Origin of the sequence: Ligilactobacillus equi DSM 15833 = JCM 10991 (genome assembly GCF_001435735.1) — a bacterium.
Lineage (GTDB): Bacteria > Bacillota > Bacilli > Lactobacillales > Lactobacillaceae > Ligilactobacillus > Ligilactobacillus equi.
Genome location: NZ_AZFH01000003.1, coordinates 37,458 through 60,490 on the forward strand (window position 1 = coordinate 37,458; position 23,033 = coordinate 60,490).

General features: G+C 41.6%; 19 protein-coding genes. 16 read left to right on the forward strand and 3 right to left on the reverse strand.

All coding sequences use genetic code 11. The annotated features are described in order from the left end of the window. The first annotated feature begins 173 nt into the window (after positions 1 to 173). The 6 genes from uvrB to whiA all read left to right on the forward strand — a co-directional run bounded on the left by uvrB (position 174) and on the right by whiA (position 8,508). A complete protein-coding gene (uvrB, locus tag FC36_RS01085) occupies positions 174 to 2,174 on the forward strand; it encodes an excinuclease ABC subunit UvrB (protein WP_056986664.1) in 2,001 nt (666 codons plus the stop codon). A 12-nt stretch (positions 2,175 to 2,186) separates the two neighbouring features. After that, complete coding sequence (gene uvrA, locus FC36_RS01090) at positions 2,187 to 5,012, forward strand: excinuclease ABC subunit UvrA (RefSeq protein ID WP_035189948.1); 2,826 nt, start codon at positions 2,187 to 2,189, stop codon at positions 5,010 to 5,012. 43 nt (positions 5,013 to 5,055) lie between these two features. Continuing rightward, entirely contained in the window at positions 5,056 to 5,529 is a 474-nt protein-coding gene (locus tag FC36_RS01095; protein WP_023859123.1) for an S-ribosylhomocysteine lyase, read from the forward strand. 139 nt (positions 5,530 to 5,668) lie between these two features. After that, positions 5,669 to 6,559 (forward strand): RNase adapter RapZ, encoded by an 891-nt coding sequence (gene rapZ / locus FC36_RS01100; protein ID WP_023859124.1) that lies wholly within the window; start codon positions 5,669 to 5,671, stop codon positions 6,557 to 6,559. After that, on the forward strand, positions 6,556 to 7,548 hold the full coding sequence (locus FC36_RS01105; protein WP_023859125.1) for a gluconeogenesis factor YvcK family protein: 993 nt from the start codon (positions 6,556 to 6,558) through the stop codon (positions 7,546 to 7,548). The genes rapZ and FC36_RS01105 overlap by 4 nt, the downstream gene beginning before the upstream one ends. An 18-nt stretch (positions 7,549 to 7,566) precedes the next feature. After that, positions 7,567 to 8,508: a DNA-binding protein WhiA gene (whiA, locus tag FC36_RS01110; RefSeq protein WP_023859126.1), complete on the forward strand. Its 942-nt coding sequence runs from the start codon at positions 7,567 to 7,569 to the stop codon at positions 8,506 to 8,508. A gap of 50 nt (positions 8,509 to 8,558) precedes the next feature. Here the strand turns inward: whiA and FC36_RS01115 are convergent, their stop codons facing one another. Beyond that, complete coding sequence (locus tag FC36_RS01115; protein ID WP_023859127.1) at positions 8,559 to 9,152, reverse strand: ATP-dependent Clp protease proteolytic subunit; 594 nt, start codon at positions 9,150 to 9,152, stop codon at positions 8,559 to 8,561. Positions 9,153 to 9,347: 195 nt separating this feature from the next. Between FC36_RS01115 and rpoN the strand changes: the two genes are divergently transcribed. The 10 genes from rpoN to smpB all read left to right on the forward strand — a co-directional run bounded on the left by rpoN (position 9,348) and on the right by smpB (position 21,533). Next, positions 9,348 to 10,634, forward strand: coding sequence for an RNA polymerase factor sigma-54 (gene rpoN / locus FC36_RS01120; protein WP_025020434.1), 1,287 nt, complete (start codon positions 9,348 to 9,350; stop codon positions 10,632 to 10,634). A 290-nt stretch (positions 10,635 to 10,924) separates the two neighbouring features. Then, a complete protein-coding gene (locus FC36_RS01125; protein WP_023859129.1) occupies positions 10,925 to 11,953 on the forward strand; it encodes a sugar-binding transcriptional regulator in 1,029 nt (342 codons plus the stop codon). A 60-nt stretch (positions 11,954 to 12,013) separates the two neighbouring features. Continuing rightward, complete coding sequence (gene gap / locus FC36_RS01130) at positions 12,014 to 13,030, forward strand: type I glyceraldehyde-3-phosphate dehydrogenase (RefSeq protein ID WP_023859130.1); 1,017 nt, start codon at positions 12,014 to 12,016, stop codon at positions 13,028 to 13,030. A 100-nt stretch (positions 13,031 to 13,130) separates the two neighbouring features. After that, positions 13,131 to 14,333: a phosphoglycerate kinase gene (locus FC36_RS01135; RefSeq protein WP_023859131.1), complete on the forward strand. Its 1,203-nt coding sequence runs from the start codon at positions 13,131 to 13,133 to the stop codon at positions 14,331 to 14,333. Between the two features lie 90 nt (positions 14,334 to 14,423). Beyond that, entirely contained in the window at positions 14,424 to 15,179 is a 756-nt protein-coding gene (gene tpiA, locus FC36_RS01140) for a triose-phosphate isomerase (RefSeq protein ID WP_025020433.1), read from the forward strand. A gap of 85 nt (positions 15,180 to 15,264) precedes the next feature. Continuing rightward, positions 15,265 to 16,590 carry a phosphopyruvate hydratase gene (gene eno, locus FC36_RS01145; RefSeq protein ID WP_023859133.1) on the forward strand — a complete coding sequence of 442 codons (1,326 nt, stop codon included), beginning with the start codon at positions 15,265 to 15,267 and terminating at the stop codon, positions 16,588 to 16,590. A gap of 63 nt (positions 16,591 to 16,653) precedes the next feature. Further along, a complete protein-coding gene (locus FC36_RS01150) occupies positions 16,654 to 18,225 on the forward strand; it encodes a ClC family H(+)/Cl(-) exchange transporter (protein ID WP_025020432.1) in 1,572 nt (523 codons plus the stop codon). Positions 18,226 to 18,304: 79 nt separating this feature from the next. Next, complete coding sequence (gene secG / locus FC36_RS01155) at positions 18,305 to 18,541, forward strand: preprotein translocase subunit SecG (protein WP_025020431.1); 237 nt, start codon at positions 18,305 to 18,307, stop codon at positions 18,539 to 18,541. A gap of 98 nt (positions 18,542 to 18,639) precedes the next feature. Next, positions 18,640 to 21,045, forward strand: a complete 2,406-nt coding sequence (gene rnr, locus FC36_RS01160) for a ribonuclease R (protein ID WP_025020430.1) — start codon at positions 18,640 to 18,642, stop codon at positions 21,043 to 21,045. 14 nt (positions 21,046 to 21,059) lie between these two features. Next, on the forward strand, positions 21,060 to 21,533 hold the full coding sequence (smpB, locus tag FC36_RS01165) for an SsrA-binding protein SmpB (RefSeq protein WP_023859137.1): 474 nt from the start codon (positions 21,060 to 21,062) through the stop codon (positions 21,531 to 21,533). Positions 21,534 to 21,578: 45 nt separating this feature from the next. Here the strand turns inward: smpB and FC36_RS01170 are convergent, their stop codons facing one another. Together FC36_RS01170 and FC36_RS01175 are read right to left on the reverse strand one after the other, a co-directional pair. Next, positions 21,579 to 22,112: an LURP-one-related/scramblase family protein gene (locus tag FC36_RS01170; protein ID WP_025020429.1), complete on the reverse strand. Its 534-nt coding sequence runs from the start codon at positions 22,110 to 22,112 to the stop codon at positions 21,579 to 21,581. 17 nt (positions 22,113 to 22,129) lie between these two features. After that, positions 22,130 to 22,996, reverse strand: coding sequence for a Cof-type HAD-IIB family hydrolase (locus FC36_RS01175; RefSeq protein ID WP_025020428.1), 867 nt, complete (start codon positions 22,994 to 22,996; stop codon positions 22,130 to 22,132). Positions 22,997 to 23,033 lie beyond the last annotated feature (37 nt).

Below are 23,033 nucleotides of genomic sequence, written 5' to 3' on the forward strand. Positions count from 1 at the left end.
TTACGGGTAGCTGTTTTTATTTTGCTATTAGTTATGTGTCTGGGTTACAGTATGTTGCTTAATGCTAGAAGGCTTGCGGGTGATAATAGGCAAAATGTGTGAGAAAAAAGGTTGATTGTGGTATGATAAGCGAAGATTAAATGAGCTAAGTGCTAACGAGAGGAGGCCGTGTTGTGATTGAACGACAAGCCAAACGAGAATTTGATTTACAAGCTCCTTATCAACCCACTGGAGATCAACCAGTGGCGATAGCGGAACTAAGCGCTGGAATTAAAGCTGGTAAAAAGGCGCAAATTTTATTAGGTGCTACGGGGACTGGGAAGACTTTTACAATTTCTAATGTTATTAAGAACGTCAATAAGCCGACCTTGGTTTTGGCGCATAATAAGACCTTGGCGGGCCAGCTGTATTCTGAGTTTAAAGAATTTTTTCCCAATAATGCAGTGGAATACTTTGTTTCCTACTATGACTACTATCAACCTGAAGCTTATGTACCTTCCAGTGATACTTATATTGAAAAGGATTCTAGTATCAATGATGAAATTGATAAGTTACGTCACTCAGCGACTTCTTCACTACTAGAACGCAATGATGTGATTGTAGTGGCTTCAGTTTCTTCCATCTTTGGTTTAGGGGATCCACATGAATATCAAGAACACACCTTATCCTTGCGTGTTGGTCAAGAAATTGATTTGAGTAAACTTTTAGCTCAATTGGTTGAAATTCAATATGATCGTAATGATATTGATTTTCAGCGGGGGCGTTTTCGCGTACGTGGTGATGTGGTAGAAATTTTCCCAGCTGCCCGAGACGATAAGGCGTTGCGAGTCGAATTTTTTGGTGACGAAATTGATCGGATTCGTGAAGTTGACCCTTTAACAGGTGAAGTTTATGGCGATCGGGACCATGTAGCGATTTTTCCGGCGACGCACTTTATGACAAATGATGAACGTTTGGAAACCGCTATCACTGGGATTGAGTCTGAATTAGTTGCACGAGTGGCTGAATTAGAAAAAGATGGAAAACTCTTGGAAGCTCAACGTCTAAAGCAAAGAACAACCTATGATATTGAAATGTTAAAGGAAATGGGTTACTGCTCGGGCATTGAAAACTACTCTCGCCATATGGATGGTCGCAAAGCTGGGCAACCACCTTATACCTTGTTAGATTTCTTTCCTGATGACTTTTTAATTGTGGTGGATGAATCACATGTGACTATGCCTCAAGTTCGGGGAATGTACAATGGGGATCGTTCACGTAAACAAATGTTAGTTGATTATGGTTTTCGGCTACCTTCTGCTTTGGATAACCGGCCATTACAATTAGCGGAATTTGAACAACATGTTAACCAAATTATCTATATGTCAGCAACTCCTGGTCCTTATGAAATGGAACAGACTAAGACGGTGGTGCAACAAATTATTCGGCCAACAGGGCTTTTGGATCCAGAAATTGAAGTACGGCCAATTATGGGACAGATGGATGACTTAGTTGGCGAAATCAATGCGCGGGTTGAAAAAGATGAGCGGGTCTTTGTGACTACTTTGACCAAGAAGATGGCTGAAGACTTAACTGATTACTTTAAAGAGCTTGGCATTAAGGTTAAGTATCTGCACTCAGACATCAAAACCTTAGAACGAACAGAAATCATTCGTGATTTACGTCTGGGTAAGTTCGATGTCTTGGTTGGAATTAACCTTTTGCGGGAAGGAATTGACGTTCCAGAAGTATCTTTGATTGCGATTTTAGATGCCGATAAGGAAGGTTTCTTACGCAATGAGCGTTCTTTGATTCAAACGATTGGACGTGCTGCTCGAAATGAGAATGGTCATGTAATTATGTATGCCGATACGATAACTGATTCAATGCAAGCAGCTATTGATGAAACCAAACGGCGGCGAAGCATTCAAGAGGCTTACAATGAAGAACATGGTATTATACCAAAGACTGTTAAGAAGGAAATCAGGGCCAATATTACAGTTACCAACAAAGAAAGTGGTAAGCGTGAGGAATTGACCACGGATGTTGATTTGAGTAACTTGACGCAAGCTGAACAGGCGGACTTGATTAAGAACCTTCAAACCCAAATGCAGGCTGCCGCCAAAGAATTGGACTTCGAAGAAGCTGCCCGTTTGCGGGATACGATTATGGAATTACAGATGCAATTAGATTAAGAAGGTAAAAGCGTGGCACAAGATAAAATTAAAGTACGTGGGGCACGTGCCCACAATTTAAAAAATATTGATGTAGATATTCCTAAAGATAAACTAGTGGTTGTAACGGGGTTATCAGGATCTGGTAAGAGTTCTCTAGCTTTTGATACGCTCTATGCCGAAGGACAAAGACGCTATGTGGAAAGCTTGTCGGCTTATGCACGGCAATTTTTGGGGCAAATGGATAAACCAGATGTGGACTCGATTGATGGTCTTTCGCCAGCAATTTCAATTGACCAAAAGACAACTTCTAAAAATCCCCGTTCAACAGTGGGGACTGTGACGGAGATTAATGACTATTTACGACTTCTATGGGCAAGAGTTGGAACTCCAATTTGTCCCAATGATGGCAGTGAAATTACAAGTCAATCACCAGAACAAATGGTTAACCGAGTGTTAGAATTACCGGAAAGAACGAAATTAATGATTATGGCACCAGTTGTTCGTGGTAAAAAAGGTCAACATAAAAAAATACTCGAGAAAATAGCGCAACAAGGTTTTGTCCGTTTGCAAATTGATGGTCAAAACTATGAAGTCGGAGATGTCATTGAGCTGGACAAAAATCAAAAACACGATATTAATGTTGTGGTAGACCGGATTGTCATTAAGGATGGGATTCGCTCTCGTCTCTTTGACTCTTTTGAAGCAGCCTTACGTCTTAGTGATGGTTACGCGTCCGTGCAAATTATTGATGGTGAATTATTGCAGTTTTCCGAAAACTTTGCTTGTCCTTATTGTGGTTTCACAATTGGCGAACTAGAACCTAGACTCTTTTCTTTTAATGCACCTTTTGGGGCTTGCCCTGATTGTGATGGCTTAGGGACGAAATTAGAAGTTGATCTCGATGCTGTGGTTCCGGACCCAAGTAAGACTTTGCGGGAAGGTGCTATGGCACCATGGAATCCAATTTCTTCTAAGTACTATCCCGCCTTTTTAGAACAGGCATGTCAGGCCTTTGGTATTGACTTAGACACACCATTTGAAGACCTGCCTCAAAAAGATCAAGACACAGTTCTTTATGGTGCGGGTAGTAAGACTTTCCACTTTCATTTCAATGGTGACTTTGGTTTACGGGATATGGATACCGAATTTGAAGGGGTTATCAATAATGTTAACCGCCGTTATCACGATACTAATAGTGACTTTACTCGTGAAGTGATGAGCCAATATATGCAAAGTTTGACCTGTCAAACCTGTCATGGCTACCGTTTAAACGACCAAGCTTTAGCAGTTAAAATCGACGGCCAACATATCGGGGAAGTTTCCGACTACGCTATCGGTGATAGTTTAGACTTTTTTGAAGGTCTGACATTTTCTGCTCAAAAGCAAGCCATTGCAGAACCAATATTAAAGGAGATTGATTCCCGTTTAACTTTCTTGAAAAACGTTGGCTTGGAATATTTGACGTTAAGTCGTGCTAGTCGCACCCTTTCTGGGGGGGAAGCTCAACGGATTCGCTTGGCAACTCAAATTGGTTCGAATTTATCTGGGGTAATGTATGTCTTAGATGAACCATCAATTGGTTTGCATCAAAGGGATAACGACCGTTTACTAGACTCTTTAAAGAAGATGCGCGATTTAGGTAACACTTTGATTGTAGTCGAACACGACGAAGATACCATGCGGGCTGCGGATTACTTGATTGATATTGGTCCAGGAGCTGGTCAAGCGGGGGGACAAATTATGGCTGCTGGAACACCTAAACAGGTGGCGCGTTCCCGTAAGTCTTTGACGGGGCAGTATTTATCGGGTAAGAAGTCAATTTCAGTTCCAACTGAAAGAAGAACCGGTAATGGCCAGTTCTTACATCTAAAAGGGGCGCAAGAAAACAACCTCAAGAATCTAAATGTTGATTTTCCATTAGGCAAGTTTATTGCAGTTACTGGGGTTTCTGGTTCTGGGAAATCCACCATGGTTAATATGATTCTGGAAAAAATTTTGGCCAGTCGTTTAAATCACGCCAACGAAAAACCAGGTAAGTTCAAGTCTTTTAGTGGGGAAGAAAATTTGGAAAAGGTCATTAACATTGACCAAAGTCCCATTGGTCGGACGCCACGTTCCAACCCAGCAACGTATACCGGTGTTTTTGATGATATTCGCGGGCTCTTTGCGCAAACTAATCAAGCTAAATTGCGGGGGTACAATAAAGGGCGATTTTCTTTTAATGTTAAGGGGGGACGCTGTGAAGCTTGCAAAGGGGACGGGATTATCAAGATTGAGATGAACTTCTTACCAGATGTTTATGTGCCATGTGAAGTTTGCCATGGCACGCGTTATAATTCCGAAACTTTGGAAGTTGAATATAAGGGCAAGAATATTGCACAAATTTTAGAAATGACGGTTGAAGAAGCGCTTGATTTCTTTGGGGCCATCCCCAAGATTGCTCACAAACTGCAAACTATCAAAGATGTTGGGTTGGGTTATGTGGCGCTAGGACAATCAGCTACGACTTTATCTGGAGGGGAAGCTCAAAGAATGAAGTTGGCATCCGAATTACGTCGGAAGTCTAATGGGAAGACCTTCTATATTCTGGATGAACCAACAACCGGTTTACACACCGATGATATCAAGCGTCTCTTAGAAGTTCTTCAGCGCTTGGTTGACAAGGGTAATACGGTTTTAGTGATTGAACACAACTTAGATGTAATTAAGACAGCGGATTACTTAATTGACCTTGGACCTGAAGGAGGTCAAGGGGGCGGAACAATTGTTGCGACCGGAACTCCAGAGGAGGTTGCCACAGTACCGGAAAGTTACACTGGTCAATACCTCAAACCTCTCTTGGAAAAAGAAGATTAAAGTGGTAGAGTTAAGTTATTGAATTGAAAAGAGGTAAGATTTTATGGCAGAAGTTGAAAGTTTTACATTAGATCATACTGCAGTGAAGGCACCATACGTACGCTTGATTACCGTGGAAAATGGACCTAAGGGCGACGAAATTTCAAATTTCGATTTACGTTTAGTGCAACCAAATGAAAATGCAATCCCAACGGCTGGTTTACACACGATTGAACATATGTTAGCGGGCTACCTTCGTGACCACTTGGATGGAGTTATTGACTGCTCACCATTTGGTTGCCGGACAGGTTTCCACTTAATTACTTGGGGCAAACACGATACCGTTGAAGTCGCTAAAGCCTTAAAGGTTTCTTTACAAGAAATTGTGGATGCGACTTGGGAAGATGTGCAGGGTACAGATATTAAGTCTTGTGGCAACTATCGTGACCACTCCTTGTTCTCTGCTCAAGAATGGTGCAAGAAGATTTTAGCGGAAGGTATTTCCTCTGATCCATTCGACCGTAAAGTTGTTGATTAATGGTAAAAAGCAGGCCTTAGGGTCTGCTTTTTTTAATGTTTTTTGACTGCGTTTGAGGTGAAAGACTTTTCATGACACGCCCGGTATGTTATGCTAAGAAAAGATATGTCAATGCCTACGGGCAGAAAGGGTGACGAAAATGGCAGACCAAAATAAATTTGAAGTCGTCGTCGTAACAGGAATGAGTGGCGCGGGGAAAACCGTTGCTACCCAATCGTTTGAAGATTTAGGTTACTTTTGTATTGATAATTTACCCCCAGCTTTACTGCCTAAGTTCCTGGAATTAGTGCGTGAATCAGGAAAAATTAAGAAGGTTGCGGTGGTTGTTGACCTCCGTTCGCGGGCTTTTTTTGACCAGGCCAGCGAAATGGTTTCTCAGTTAGAAGAAAGTGACGCTATCAGTGCGCGCGTCTTATTCTTGGATGCTTCTGACGAAGAATTAGTTGCTCGTTATAAGGAAACGCGCCGTTCCCACCCTTTATCCATGGATGGTCGGGTTTTAGATGGGATTAAATTAGAAAGAGAATTATTAGCTCCTTTGCGGAGCCAATCACAATTAGTGATTGACACTAGTAAGTTATCACCGCGACAATTAAGAGAGGAAATCTCTCATAATTTTGCTTCTAGTCAAGTAAAAACTTTCCATGTGGAAGTGATGTCTTTTGGATTTAAGTACGGTTTACCGATTGACGCTGATATTGTTATGGATGTTCGTTTCTTGCCGAACCCCTACTATGTACCGGAATATCGGGATAAAACGGGGCTCGACCAGGGCGTCAATAATTATGTAATGGATTCACCGACGACGGAAGAATTCTATCAAAGATTTATGCAACTTTTGATGACTGTTATGCCTGGCTATCAAAAAGAGGGAAAGTCGAGTGTGACAATTGCCATTGGTTGTACCGGAGGACAACACCGGTCAGTAGCCTTGGCGCAAAGAATTGGAGAGGCCTTACAAGCTGATTATCCCGTTAAAATTTCACATCGTGATATGAATAAGCGTAAAGAGACGGTAAACCGTTCATGATTAGGAGAAAAAGTCATCGCGCCAAAATTGTTGTGATTGGTGGGGGAACTGGTTTACCTGTTGTTTTACGGGAGTTGCACAAACAGAAAGCTGAGGTCACGGCGGTCGTAACCGTTGCAGATGATGGTGGCTCTTCTGGGGTTATTCGCGACTATATTAATGTGGTGCCCCCAGGAGATATTCGTAATGTTTTGGTAGCCTTATCTGATTTACCAGAAAAGTTTAAAAAGATTTTTCAGTATCGCTTTGATTCCACTGATCAATTCTTTTCGGGACATGCAATTGGGAACTTGATTATTGCCGCTTTAGCCGAAATGGATCAAGATGGGATTTTTAATGCTGTGCAAGAATTAGCCGAAATGATGCAAGTTGATGGCCATGTCTATCCGGCGGCTAACCAGGCTTTAACACTACATGCACATTTCAGTGATGGTACCGAAATGGCGGGTGAGTCAGAAATTTCTCAAGCTAACAAGACGATTGAAAAAGTTTGGGTAACAACTGAGGATGGCACCAAGCCCCGAGCACGTCAAGAGGTAATTGATGCTATTATGGAAGCCGATCAAATTGTGATGGGACCGGGTAGTTTGTTTACCAGTATTTTGCCAAATTTGATGATTGAAAATGTAGGCCAAGCCGTTTGCCAAACGAAGGCTGAAGTAATTTATATCTGCAATATCATGACCCAAAAAGGTGAAACGGAGCGCTTCAGTGATGCTCAACATGTGGAAGTTTTAAATCGCCATTTAGGCCAAAACTTTATTGATACGGTGCTCGTTAATACCCAACCGGTACCTAATGATTATTTAGACCGTCAAAAATATGACGAATACTTATATCAAGTTAAATATGATTTCAAAGCGCTCAGAGCTCAGGGTTGCAAGGTGATTTCAGATGACTTTTTACTTTTACGCGACCAAGGGGTCTTTCATGATGGTCAAAAAGTTGTGACGGAATTAATGCGATTGGCGGGACAAAAGCGCTTCTAATAACGAAAGGAGACTTTTATGTCTTATGCAAGTGAAGTGAAAAAAGAGCTGACCACGCTAGAAGTTCACTTTGGCAATGCCAAGGCGGAGTTAATGGCCTTGATTCGGATGAATGGATCTTTAAGCATTGTTAACCACCACTTTGTTTTGAATGTTCAAACTGAAAATGCGGCGATTGCGCGGCGAATTTATCAACTCTTGAAACAATTTTATTCGGTTGAAAGTGAGTTGTTAGTACGGCGCAAGATGAAGCTGAAGAAGAATAATTTTTATATTGTACGCTTGAAGACAGGTTCGGATTATGTGCTCAAAGATTTGGATATTTTAGATATGTTCCAAATTAAGGAGACAGTTCCGATGGAGTTCTTGGATGACGATGCCAAGGTGCGGTCATATTTACGGGGAGCATTCCTAGCTGCTGGTTCAGTGAATAATCCAGAAACTAGTCGCTACCACTTGGAAATCTATTCCTTGTATGAAGACCATAATGACACCATTTGTCAAATGATGAATAATTATGGTCTCAACGCGCGTAAAGCCGCCCGGCGTAGTGGTTACATTACGTATTTGAAGGAAGCAGAAAAAATTGCTGATTTCTTATCTTTGATTGGCGCTACGAATGCCATGTTGAAGCTGGAAGATGTGCGGATTGTGCGGGATATGCGTAACTCAGTTAATCGGATTGTAAATTGTGAAACGGCCAATATGAATAAAATCGCTGATGCGGCCAAGCGTCAAATTGATAATATTGTTTATATTGACGAAAATATTGGGCTCGAAAAGCTTCCAGAAAAACTCCAAGCCGTGGCCAAGGCGCGGATTAGTCACCCAGAAGTTTCGCTTAAAGAGTTGGGAAACTTTGTCGAAGGGGGTCCAATTTCTAAGTCAGGGGTCAACCACCGTTTACGTAAACTAAATGAATATGCGCAAAAATTACGTGAGGATCAAGAAATTGCCTAAAAAAGGCTGTGGATTTTTGTCCACAGCCTTTTTGGTACATAAATTAGAGGTTAGCTTAATTTCTTTTTATTTTCCATGATGCCATCAATTAAGCCGTATTCAACGGCTTCTTGAGCAGTCATGAAGTTATCACGTTCAGTATCTTGGTTAACCTTTTCGATTGGTTGTCCAGAACCAGCAGCCAACATTTCGTTGATTAATTTGCGAGTCTTTAAAATGTGTTCTGCCGCGATTTGAATTTCGGTTGATTGACCTTGGGCACCACCTAATGGTTGGTGAATCATAATTTCTGAGTGTGGTAAAGCAAAGCGTTTGCCCTTAGCCCCAGAAGTAGCGAAGATGGAAGCCATAGAAGCGGCCATTCCCATCACGATGGTTTGCACATCAGCAGAAACAAAGTTCATAGTATCTACAATGGCTAAACCTGCGGAAACAGAACCACCGGGTGAGTTAATGTACATGTAGATGTCTTTTTCAGGATCTTGGGCATCTAAGAAAAGTAACTGGGCGATGACAGCGTTGGCCATATCGTCATTGACTTCACCAGAAACCATAATAATGCGATCTTTTAATAAACGTGAGTAAATATCATAAGCGCGTTCGCCTTGCGCTGATTGTTCGATAACTGTAGGAACTAAGTTCATGAGTAATCCTCCTAAAATCAAATTGGTTAAGGTTATTTTAGCACTCTTAACTTTGTACTGCTAGTTTAACCTCTTGGTCAAATAAAGTCAAACATAACGCTTGACAAAAGTAAAAAATCTAAAACGCTTTAAATTCATGTCGTGTCCTATGGTAAAATAATATAGTAAGAAACCCAAAAGAAAAGAGGTTAGTTTATGCAGTATGAAAATCGTTTAAATCAAAAGCAAACGCAAATCCAAAAGTTAGTCCTCAGTCAAAATATGCAACGTTCCTTACATGTTTTACGGATTAGTAATGAAGAACTCCGTAACTATGTTAAAGAGGAGGCGTTAGCTAATCCACTAATGACGGTGAGCTACCGCCAAAAAAGTCAGGGCTTCGATGAACCTGTCCGTCAAGAGGTTTACCAGGATCGGGGAAGTCAAAGTTTATATGAATATCTTTTAGAACAAATTAATTTAACTATGCGGGCTACGCCTTTGCGACAAAAAGTTTTATATTTAGCTGATAACTTAGATGACAATGGTTACTTACAACTCGACTTTGCTCAATTATCTCAAGAAGACGAACTAGCCTGGCTTGATGCTTTGACCTTACTCCAGGAGTTAGATCCACCTGGAATCGGGGCGCGTGATTTACAAGAATGCTTATTGCTACAAATTAATCGTGATGAACAGGCCCATTTTCTAGCGGCGGAGGTTTTAAAAGCGGATTTTGCAGCCTTTGTCCAAAAAGATTGGACATATTTAGCGAGCCAGTATGCGTGTCGAGTTAGTGACTTGGAAGATCTATTAGCCTATGTACAAACTTTAACTCCAGCCCCAGGAGCAGCCTATAAACAAGAAGAAATCGAATATACTTATCCAGATATGATTGTCAAGTCCGAGGCCGGGAAGTTAGCCTTGCAGCTTACTCGTTATGCCCAACCAGAAATTATACTGAATGAACGTTATCTAGCAGACTTGGTGGGTAAAGATGACCAGGAGGTAGCCGCCTATCTGCAAACTCAAAAGGAAAAGTTGCAAGAATTAGCTCAAGCTATTGCCATGCGTGGGCAAACCTTAAAGCGTATTGGTCAGGAAATTATTAGCTATCAGCAAGATTTCTTTTTAAAAGCCGAACATCCCTTAAAACCGTGGTTATTACGCGATTTAGCACAAAAACTCCAATTGCACGAATCGACCATTAGCCGAGCGGTTAATGGCAAGTACTTACAAACCGATTTTGGGAGCTTTGAATTACGTTCCTTCTTTACCCAGGCGACGGTTTATCATAATGTTAATGGTCAAGATGTACAAGTTGACAAGGTAAAGGCCGAAATTTTACGCTTGATTGAAAATGAGGATAAGCGCAAGCCATTGTCTGATCAAAAGATTGTTCTGGCTTTAGATGCACAGGGGGTGAAGATATCTCGTCGTACGGTGGCCAAATATCGGGAAGCGGCTGGGATTGCTGGGTCAAGTAAACGAAAAGAAAGTTAAGTTTTTCTTGTTAATCAAGCTTTAAAAAGAATGGAAATTCGGTTATTGTAAATATCGGATGTGTTATCACATATATAATTCGGGATTTGGTGAAAGTAGAAATCACCCTAGAAAACTAAGGCTTTACAGTTGCAAAAAACTCAATCCATGCTATAATAGAATTGTAATTGAGAGGTGTAAGAACGGTTTAAAATTAAATTAGATTCGTTGTTGCGCTTTGTTTTTTTTACTTACTGGGTCGCCGAATGACACGGTTGGACGTTGGGCGTCCCGGAGAAAGAGGCCATAACATGCACCAGGAATTAGAATGGATCGAGTTAATCGCCCCAGACATGGTCGAAATTATGAGCCGTCGGTTTACAATTTTACGCAACATCGCTTGGGCCCAACCAGTAGGGCGGCGTTTATTAGCGCAGACGCTCGATACTAGCGAACGTGTTTTGCGGACGGAAACCGATTTTTTAAAAAAGCAAGAGCTTATTGCTATCACCAAGTCCGGGATGATTATCACCTCCAAGGGACAAGCTACAATTCAAGGTCTGGCACACCTGATGGACCATTTGCTTGGTCTACAGCAAATGGAAGCAAGACTAGCTACTAAACTAGATATTGCTAGGTGTCTGATTGTTGCTGGGGATAGCGATTCACAACCTCAAGTAGTGAATGATATGGGTAATATCGTGAGTGCTACATTACAAACGCTCCTGCCAGAAGGAGAGAACATTATTGCTGTAATGGGGGGGACAACTATGGCAGCTATTGCCAAAAGGTTGAATCCAGCTATTAGTGTTAATCGGGAACTAACTTTTGTCCCAGCGCGGGGCGGAATTGGTGAACGGATTGACATTCAAGCCAATAATGTTTCTGCTCAAATGGCTGAAAACGCTGGTGGTCATCACCGTGTGTTGTATGTGCCAGAGCAGGTAAGCGAGAGTACCTATCAGTCTTTGTTAAAGGAACCGGCGGTACAAGCGGTAGTTTCCTTAATTAAGCAAAGTAATGCCGTCATCCATTCGATTGGTGGAGCCATGTCAATGGCTGAACGGCGAGAGATGGCACCAGAAGTTGTAAAAATGCTCCAGGATAAGCGAGCAGTGAGTGAGGCTTTTGGTTATTTCTTCGATGAAGATGGGCAGATTGTTTATAAGATCCCTAGGATTGGTTTGCAATTGGAAGATCTCGCAGATATGGACTGTGTGCTTGCTGTTGCCGGTGGTGCCTCTAAGGCCAAGGCGATTGCTGCATATATGAAACATGCTCCCCGTCAAACTTATCTGGTGACGGATCAAGGGGCCGCACAACAGATTTTAAACGAGTAATGTTAGTCGCATTGCTTTTTAAAATAAATTTTTTCATTTCCTAAAGGAGGAAATTCTACAATGACTACAAAAGTAGGTATTAATGGTTTTGGCCGTATCGGTCGTTTAGCTTTCCGTCGTATTGCTGAAACTTCAGAAAACTTAGAAGTTGTTGCTATCAACGACTTAACTTCACCAGCTATGTTGGCTCACTTATTGAAGTACGACACAGCTCACGGCCAATTTGATGCAGAAATTTCTGCAACTGAAAACGCATTGGTTGTTAACGGTAAGGAAATCCCTGTTTATGCTGAAGCAGATGCAAACAACATTCCTTGGGTTAAGAACGACGGTGTTGACTTGGTTCTTGAATCAACTGGTTTCTACACATCAGCTGAAAAAGCACAAGCTCACGTAAACGCCGGTGCAAAGAAAGTTTTAATCTCTGCTCCTGCAGGTAAGATGAAGACTATCGTTTACGGTGTTAACGATGACACATTGACAGCCGACGACCAAATCGTTTCTGCTGCTTCATGTACTACTAACTGTTTAGCACCTTTAGCTAAGGCCGTTAACGATGCTTTCGGTATCAAGGCTGGTACTATGACAACTATCCACGCTTACACAGCAACTCAAAAGTTACAAGATGGTCCTGACCGTGGTGGTAACGTACGTAACGCACGTGCTGCTGCTCAAAACACTATCCCTCACTCAACTGGTGCTGCTAAGGCTATCGGTTTGGTTGTTCCAGAACTTAACGGTAAGTTAGATGGTCACGCACAACGTGTTCCTGTTATTACTGGTTCATTAACTGAATTAGTTGCAACTCTTAACAAAGAAGTTACAGCTGAAGAAGTTAACGCAGCTGTTAAGGCTGTTACTGAAGGTAACGAATCATTTGGTTACAACGCTGATGGTGTTGTTTCTTCAGATATTATCGGTACATCATTTGGTTCAGTATTTGACCCAACACAAACACAAGTTGTTGGTGAAGGTGAAGGCCAAGTTGTTAAGACTGTTGCATGGTACGACAACGAATCAGGTTTCACTGCTCAAATGATCCGTACTTTAGAAAAATTTGCTAGCTTCTTAGCTTAATTTTAAGTTAATACTAGTAATATTTTGGCGGGGGGAGGCAACTCCTCCCGCTTTTCTTTTGATTTTATAATCACACAAATTTATTGGAGGTTTGCTACTAATGGCTAAACTTACTGTTTCAGATTTAAACGTTCAAGACAAAAAAGTTTTAATCCGTGTTGACTTCAACGTACCTGTTAAAGATGGTGTTGTTGGTGACGATAACCGTATCGTGGCTGCATTACCAACTATTAAGTACGTAATCGACAACGGTGGTAAGGCAATTTTATTCTCGCACTTAGGTCGGGTTAAGACTGAAGAAGATAAGGCTGCTTTATCAATGCGTCCAGTTGCTGCTAAGCTTGCTGACTTATTAGGTAAGCCTGTAACTTTCGTACCTGTTACGCGTGGTGCTCAATTAGAAGAAGCTATTGCTAACATGAACGATGGTGACGTATTGTTATTCGAAAATACTCGTTTCGAAGACTTAGATGGTAAGAAGGAATCTGGTAACGACCAAGAATTGGGCCAATACTGGGCTTCATTAGGTGACATGTTTGTGAACGATGCTTTCGGTACTGCTCACCGTGCTCACGCATCTAACGTTGGTATTTCCGAAGCTATGAAGGCTGAAGGTAAGCCTGCTGCTGCTGGTTTCTTATTAGAAAAAGAAATCAAGTTCTTAGGTGAAGCTGTTGATGCTCCAGAACGTCCATTCGTGGCTGTTTTAGGTGGTTCAAAGGTTTCAAGTAAGATTGGTGTTATCAACCACTTATTATCAAAAGCTGACAAGGTTATCATTGGTGGTGGAATGACTTACACATTCTACGCTGCTAAGGGTATCGAAGTTGGTAACTCTTTAGTTGAAGAAGACAAAATTGAATTAGCTAAGGAATTAATGGAAAAAGCTGGCGACAAGTTAGTTTTACCTATCGATAACGTGGTAGCTGACAAGTTTGCTAACGACGCAGAATTTAAGACAGTTGAAGGCGACATTCCTGCAGGCTACATGGCCCTTGATGTTGGTGAAAAGTCAATTGAATTATTCAAGCAAAACTTGGCTGATGCTAAGACAGTTGTTTGGAATGGACCTATGGGTGTGTTCGAAATGTCTAACTTCGCTAAGGGTACTTTAGAACTTGGTAAGTTCATCGGTTCTTTAGAAGATGCTACAACTATTGTTGGTGGTGGGGACTCAGTTGCTGCTGCTAAGCAATTAGGTATCGCCGACAAGTTCAGCCACGTATCTACTGGTGGTGGTTCATCACTTGAATACCTTGAAGGTAAGACTTTACCAGCCGTTGCTGCGGTGTCTGATAAATAATCTGTTACCCCAAAATAGTCTCTGAGAGACTCCCGGGGGAGGTGTTGGCCTCCCCATCAAGAATTTTTCATTTTGAAAGGATGAATATTAGTGCGTACACCAATTATCGCAGGTAACTGGAAAATGAACATGAACCCAGTTCAAACTGCAGAATTTGTTAAGGCCGTTAAAGACCAATTACCAGCAGCTACTGATGTAGAATCAGTTATTGCTGCTCCAGCTGTTGACTTGCCAGCTTTATTAGAAGCTGCCAAAGGTTCAGACTTGAAAGTTGCTGCCGAAAACTGCTACTTCGAAAATGAAGGTGCCTTCACTGGTGAAACTTCACCTAAGGTATTGAAAGAAATGGGCGTTGACTACGTGGTTATTGGTCACTCAGAACGTCGTGACTACTTCCACGAAACTGACGAAGATATCAACAAGAAAGCTCACGCTATCTTCAACAACGGTTTGACACCAATCGTATGTTGTGGTGAATCTTTGGAAACTCGTGAAGCTGGCAAAGCTGAAGAATGGGTTGAAAACCAAGTTACTGCAGCTTTGAAAGACTTATCAGCTGATCAAGTAGCCAGCTTAGTAATCGCCTACGAACCAATTTGGGCTATTGGTACTGGTAAGACAGCTACTGCTGACCAAGCACAAGAAATCTGTGCTGTAGTACGTCAAACAGTTGCTAAGTTATACGACCAAACAACTGCTGACAAAGTTCGCGTTCAATACGGTGGTTCTGTAAAGCCTGAAAACGTGAAGGAATTAATGGCTAAAGAAGACATCGACGGTGGTTTAGTTGGTGGTGCTTCATTAGTTCCAGAATCATACCTTGCCTTGGTTAACTACCAAAAATAGGCTTGAAAAAAGCACAATAAACCTTTAGAATACAAAGTAAGAGAATAATTTCTCAAAGTCAATTATCTCAAAGGAGAGTTAAATAATGTCTGCAATTACAGAAATTTACGCACGCGAAGTTTTAGACTCACGTGGTAACCCAACAGTTGAAGCTGAAGTTTACACTGAAGCAGGTGCATTCGGTCGCGGAATCGTTCCTTCCGGTGCTTCTACTGGTGAACACGAAGCCGTTGAATTACGTGATGGTGACAAGTCTCGTTACCAAGGTAAGGGTGTTTTAAAGGCCGTTGCCAACGTTAACAACGTTATCGCTAAGGAAATTGTTGGTTTTGAAGTAACTGATCAAGTTGCTATCGACAAGGCCATGATTGCTTTAGATGGTACTCCAAACAAAGGTAAGTTAGGTGCTAACGCAATCTTAGCTGTTTCTATCGCCGTTGCTCGTGCAGCTGCTGACGAATTAGAAATGCCTTTATACAACTACTTAGGTGGTTTCAACGCGCACGTCTTACCAACACCAATGATGAACGTTATCAACGGTGGTGCACACTCAGACAACAAGGTTGACTTCCAAGAATTCATGATTATGCCTGTAGGTGCTAAGACTGTTGCCGAAGCAATCCGGATGGGTTCAGAAACTTTCCACAACTTGAAGAGTTTATTAGGTAAAGCTGGTAAGGTTACTTCTGTTGGTGACGAAGGTGGTTTCGCACCTGACTTCGCAAACAACGAAGAACCATTACAATACTTGGTACAAGCTATTGAAGCAGCTGGTTACAAGCCAGGTAAGGACATTGCGATTGCTGTTGACGTTGCTTCTTCAGAATTATGGGATGACAACACAAAGACTTACACTTTACGTTGGTCAACTAAGGAAGAATTCACTACTGAACAATTCATCGATTACCTTGAAGGCTTAACTAACAAGTACCCTATCATCTCAATCGAAGACCCTATCGATGAAAACAACTGGGATGACTGGAAGACTGTTACTGACCGCTTAGGTAAGAAGGTTCAATTAGTTGGTGATGACTTCTTCGTTACAAACACTCAATTCCTTGCTAAGGGTATCAAGATGGGTGCAGCTAACTCAATCTTAATCAAGGTTAACCAAATCGGTACATTGACTGAATCAATGGAAGCTATCGAAATGGCTAAGGAAGCTGGTTACACAGCTGTTGTTTCACACCGTTCAGGTGAAACTGAAGACACAACTATTGCTGACTTAGTTGTTGCTACAAATGCAGGCCAAATCAAGACTGGTTCTATGAGCCGGACTGACCGTCTTGCTAAGTACAACCAATTGATGCGTATTGAAGATCAATTGACTGAAAATGTTGCAGAATACAAGGGTATCCAATCATTCTACAACATCAGCGAAGACGCACGCGAAGCAATCGAAAACAAATAAGATTCGCTTAAAGCGTTAGAAGGGACCGGAAGGATGTAAATCTTTCCGGTTTCTTTTTGTTTGATGGAGGAATTACTTGTGGAAAAAAATAGAAATTTTGATTTCAGTCGTCTGCATTTCATTGGCAAGGGAGTTGCAGTTGGAGTTTTAGCAGGGATTATTGTGGCCGCTTTTCGAAAGGCTATTGAAGAATTAGCGCAAATCGCGGTGTACTTTTATAGCTTAATTAAAACTAACCCTTGGTGGTTATTAGTGTGGTTACCAATTATTACCTTGATTTGTTTGCTTGAAGCGCGCTTAATCCACGATGAGCCTAATATTAAAGGATCAGGAATTCCGCAAGTAGAAGGTCAATTAAGTGGTTTTTTAGAACAAAAATGGTGGTCAGTCTTATGGCGCAAATGGTTTGGCGGGGTTTTGGCCATTGCGCCTGGACTTTTTCTGGGACGGGAAGGTCCTTCCATTCAATTAGGAGCCATGGTCGGGCAAGGTTTTGCCGAAAAAACTAATCATCACGGTGTTGGCCGGCGATTGTTAATTGCAGGAGGATCTGCAGCAGGTCTCTCCGCCGCCTTTAATGCGCCGATTGCGGGGACGCTTTTTGTCATCGAAGAAGTGTACCATAATTTTTCTCCTTTAGTTTGGATGACCGCATTGTCAGCAGCTTTAGCGGCGAATGCAGTTTCGATGAGTATTTTCGGTTTGACACCGGTCTTGCACATGCAGCATCAATATGCCTTGCCTATTCGCTATTATCCGTACTTATTATTATTGGGACTGTTATTAGGAGCTTTGGGGTATTTATATCAATATTTAACTCTCAATGTGGGAAAGGTTTACGCTAAGTACCGCTTTTGGCCAGCCATTTTGGATAGTATTGTACCGCTTCTATTAGTTCTTCCCATCGGACTCTACTGGCCACAAACTTTAGGCGGTGGGAATGGGTTAATTGTCTCTTTTGGCCAACAAGTACCTGGTTTAGGTATTTTATTAGGGATGTTTGTCTTACGCTTGCTATTTTCGACGCTATCATATGGCTCTGGTTTACCCGGCGGAATTTTCTTACCGATTCTCACCTTGGGGGCGATTATCGGTGCCTTATATGGTCAACTTTTAGTGGTCTTAGGTTTGTTGCCTACATATTTAGTCGCAAACTTTGTGGTGTATGCTATGGCAGGGTATTTTGCTTGTATCAGTAAAGCCCCATTTACGGCAATTTTACTAATTACCGAAATGGTGGGTTCTTTATCTCACCTGATGCCTTTGGCCGTTGTCGCAATTATTGCCTATCTTTTAGTTGATGTTTGTGGGGGACGGCCAATTTATGAAGCCATGTTGGCGCGCTTGAAGTCGGTTAAGCATGCTGAAGTTGAGATGGCCGAGCGTTATGAAGATCGGCTGGAGGTACCGGTTTTTTCAGGCTCTTATTTACAAGATAAACAAGTTCGTGAAATTTCTTGGCCTAAGTATTGTCTCTTGGTGGAAATTCGACGGGGGGAAAATCTTTTGATTCCCCACGGTGATACTTTGATACGTAGTGGTGATACCTTGATTTTTCTAACTAGCCATGATAAGCGCGGTCTTTTGAATGACAAAATCCAACAGTATAACCGGGAAAATTTCGCTCAAGGGTAAGTAAGACTGGAATTTATCGCTAAAATATGATAGATTAGAGTAGATATTAAATTACCAAAGTGGGCGAGGAGGTCTTGTTTTGTACAATATTTTGTTAACATTATTGATTGTCGATTCTATTTTAATGATTATCGCTGTCTTGATGCAGCCGGCAAAAAATGATAATGCTTCTAGTGCTTTATCTGGGGGAGCGGCCGATTTATTTAGCAAGCAAAAGCCCCGTGGATTTGAAGCATTTATGCAAAGAGTAACAGTTGTTTTAGGTGTAATTATGTTTGGCTTGGCGCTTGCACTTGCCTACATTTCATCACATTAAGGCTCATAAAGCACAAGAAAGCCTCCTGACTCCAGGGGGCTTTTTAAAAAGCTAGGTAAAATGATCGAAATTAGACAGATACAAGAGGAAAAAATAGCATGCAAAATGATGAATTAAAAGCGGCGATTCTCGCCCATTTAGGCGAGCAACCAGACCAAGAATTTACGGTAAATCAGTTAGTTGATTTACTTGATATGCAAAAAAGTGGCCAATTCAAATTTGTGGTTAAGGCTTTAGCGGAATTGGAACATGACCACCAAATCAATCTGAACCAAAGTGGGGCCTTTACTTTGGCCCGTCGCAAGGAAGCTCAAGTGTTTACGGGGATTTTCCACGGAAATGACCGCGGTTTTGGTTTTGTAACCATTGATCCAGAACAACCAGATTTCTTTATTAATCCGACCCAAACCATGGCCGCTTTAAATGGTGACGAGGTGGAAGTGGAAATGTTATCGGCTGGTGATCCCGAAAATGGTAAGGGACCAGAAGGTAAAATTGTGGCCATTACCCAACACAATTTGACCCAAGTCGTAGGGGCTTTTGAAGTTCCGGAAGACGAAAAGTTGCCTGCGGGGATTATTGGAATTATCAAATTAAAAGACAAGAAGCTAGCTAACTACCGCTTCTTAATCGAAGACACAGGTTTACATCCCGTCCCCGGTGAAGTGATTTTAGCGGATATTACTGCTTATCCAGATTCTCACTTACCTGGTATCCTTAAAGGGGTTGCTACCAAGGTAATCGGGAATGTTAATGACCCAGGAATCGATATTTTGGAAATTGTTTACCAACACAATTTACCAACTGAATTTCCGCAAGAAGTGCAAGATCAAATTGCCCAAATTCCCGATTATGTAACGGAAGCAGAAAAAGTGGGGCGTCGGGACTTAACTGATCAAAAATTAGTTACGATTGACAGTATCGAATCAAAAGACTTGGATGATGCGGTAACGGTATGGAAACTTGAAAATGGCAATTACCACTTAGGGGTCCACATTGCTGATGTTTCTCACTATGTTCGTCCGGGAACACCTTTGGATGATGAAGCTTACGACCGGGGAACTTCCGTGTACTTGACTGACCGTGTGATTCCAATGTTGCCACCTAAGCTATCTAACGGAATTTGTTCTTTAAATCCGAAGGTGGAACGGTTAGCCATGTCTTGTGAAATGGAAATTACATCGGAAGGTGAAGTAGTAAATCACGAAATTTTCCCATCTGTGATTAAGACCACGGAGAGAATGACTTACATTGACATCAACAAGATTTTGGAATCTGATGATGAAAAGACCAAGGAACGTTATGCGGAACTGGTGCCAATGTTTAAGGAGATGGCTGAATTACACAAAATTTTAGTCAAAATGCGTAAACGTCGCGGTTCGATTGATTTTGAATTTCCTGAAGCCAAGATTATCGTTGATGAAGAAGGTCATCCAACGGATATTCAAATCCGGGAACGGGGAACTTCTGAAAGAATGGTGGAATCCTTCATGTTGGCTGCGAATGAAACAGTTGCAACTCATTACAATCAAGCACACTTACCGTTTGTTTATCGGATTCACGAAGACCCTAAGGAAGACAAAATCAAGGCCTTTTACGAAATGTTGGAAGGATTAGGTGTACAAGTTACGGGGCGTTCTGATAAAATTACCCCTAAGATGTTGCAAACTGTTTTGAAAAAGGTAGCAGGTAGTCCTGAAGAAGCCATGGTTTCAACCATGATGTTACGTTCCATGCAACAAGCTAAATACGCCCCAACACCAGTTGGACACTTCTCTTTGGCGGCAGGGGATTACACCCACTTCACCTCACCAATCAGACGTTACCCAGACTTGATGGTCCACCGTTTAATTCGAACTTACGCTACTGACCGTAGTCAAGATACGCAAGATCGCATCGAAAGTCAATTACCTGAAATGACCACTCATGCTTCTGAAATGGAAAGACGAGCCATTGATACGGAACGTGACACTGATGCCATGAAGAAGGCTGAATACATGGCTGACCATGTTGGGGAAGAGTTTGACGCCGTGGTAAGTTCCGTAACAAAGTTTGGGATGTTCATTGCCCTAGAAAATACGGTTGAAGGTTTAATTCATATTAGTGAATTGAAAGATGATTTCTACTACTTTGTGGAAAAACAATTAGCCTTAGTGGGGCAACGTTCCAAGCGGACCTTTAGAATTGGGCAAGCAATTAGGGTTAAGTTAGACAGTGTCAATGTGGAACAAAAAGAAATTAACTTCAAGCTTTTAAATCCGAAAGATGCGCCAACGTCTAACTTGCTTGATGGAATTGAATTACCACCAAGACAAAGAAGAAATGACCGCAACCATGACCGTCGTGGTGATAAGCGTCAACGTAATGGTCGTAACCGCTCTGGTAAAGGTAATAATCGTCGTTATAATGACCGCCACAGTGACCACCGTCTAAATGACCGTAACCGTAATAATCGTGGTAATAAACCACGTTTTAGCCGTAACCGGAATAACACTAAAAAGTAAGGTGGGGTGTTAATATGGCACAAAAGAAAATCAAAGGAAAAGACCGCCCATTAGCCCAAAATAAAAAAGCAAGTCATGATTATTTTATTTTAGAAACGGTGGAAGCTGGTTTGGTTCTAACTGGAACTGAAATTAAATCGGTGCGGGCTAGTCGCGTTAACTTAAAAGATGGTTTTGCCCAAATAAAAAATGGTCAAGCCTGGTTAATGAATGTGCATATTTCCGAATATACTCAAGGGAATCGCTTTAATCATGATCCTCTTCGAAATCGGAAATTACTTTTACACAAGAAACAAATTGCTAGCTTAGGGCAAGAAGTCTCAAAACAAGGGGTAACTTTAGTTCCTTTGAAAATGTATCTTAAAAATGGTTTTGCCAAGGTTTTAATTGGAGTCGCCAAAGGGAAACACGTTTATGACAAGCGTGAATCAATCAAAAAACGCGACCAAGATCGCGAAATTCGGCGGACTTTGAAAAATTATGGTTAAAATAAAAGGAACCGGGATAAGTTTTGTCCCAGGTTCCTTTTTATTTTAGGAAAAGTTTCCGAGTTGGTGATATTTATGATTAAATCGAATTTGTTTTTTCTTATGGGGGGTTTTAGCCCAAAAGTCCAAAATTGCGGCTAAGCAAAGACAAATTGGTTCATCATTTTGATCAGTCACCGTCATGGCTAAATCAGCTTGATTTTGAGTGGAAAACTCTTTTAAAGTCATAATTAACTTGCGTCCATGGTAGACTCGATAATTAAAGTGAAGTGAGTTACCTAAGACCACCCAATTTAGCCCAGAAACGAAGAGGATTTCAGGTCCCATGCGGTAGTAACGACGTAAAGAGCCCACCATTTCCTGGTTGGCATCATAGAGTTCAAAGCGGGGTAGGACCCCTAAAGAGCGTTGCCGAATTTGGGCGAGACGTTGATCAGAGACGTTGTAAACTTCCATAACGGCTGGCATCATCCCCCACCGTCCAGAAAGAATATAGGTAATCTTGCCGTTACGATCTTTAATCGTATTAACGCCCCGGGCCGAAAGGTAGGTTCGGCGTGAGTAGAGTGTTCTTGCCAAAGTGGCTCACCTTCAATCTATTTTTCTGCGAGCACATCTAAAATCGCTAAACCAACTCCATTTTCTACATTGGTTTTGGCCAGGCGTTTAGCAACGCGCTTAACCTCTGGGCTTCCGTTTTCCATAGCATAAGAGATACCAGCTACCTCTAACATGGAAAGGTCGTTATTATTATCACCAATGGCCATAACATTATCCATCGGGACATTTAGGCGATCGGCATAAGCTTGGAGAGCCATTCCTTTTTGAGCATTCACATGATTGATTTCAATATTAGAATCAGAAGAAGCCGTAATTTTTAAAATGGGATTTTTTTCTAATTCGGTGCGTAAGGGATCCAGAATCTTTTTACCTTCTTGACTAAAAGCCACAATTTTGTAAATTTGCACGTGAGGATCATCAACCAAATCGTAGTAGTTATCGATATATTTGATATTCATGAGCTCCATACGTGCAGAGGCCAAAGTAACGGCTAGTTTAAAAGGTGTATCAGGTGTAACGCGGGTGAGAAGTTCTGCAAAATTAGCAATTCTTTGTGCTTTATTATCAGAGTAAACCCCATTAGAAGCCACGACTTCAAAATAAAGACCGGCCCGCTTTAGACGATGAATTAATTGCTGGGCTGTTTGATCTGAGAGGGCAGCTGTGGAAAGAATCTTACCTTCTTCATCGTACACCACAGCTCCGTTAATGGAAATTAAGGGGCAAGAAATACCTGCGTCTTGTAAGAGAGGGTAGATTTCGTTGCGGGCGCGTCCGGTAGAAACAATAAATTTCACACCTTGAGCTTGGGCCCTTTTGACGGCCTCTGCGTTAACTTTTGAAATTGTCATTTGGTCGTTTAAAAAAGTTCCATCCATATCAGAAGCAATAATTTGAATCATAATAGGCCTTCTTTCTAATTTAGTTTATAATGTAATT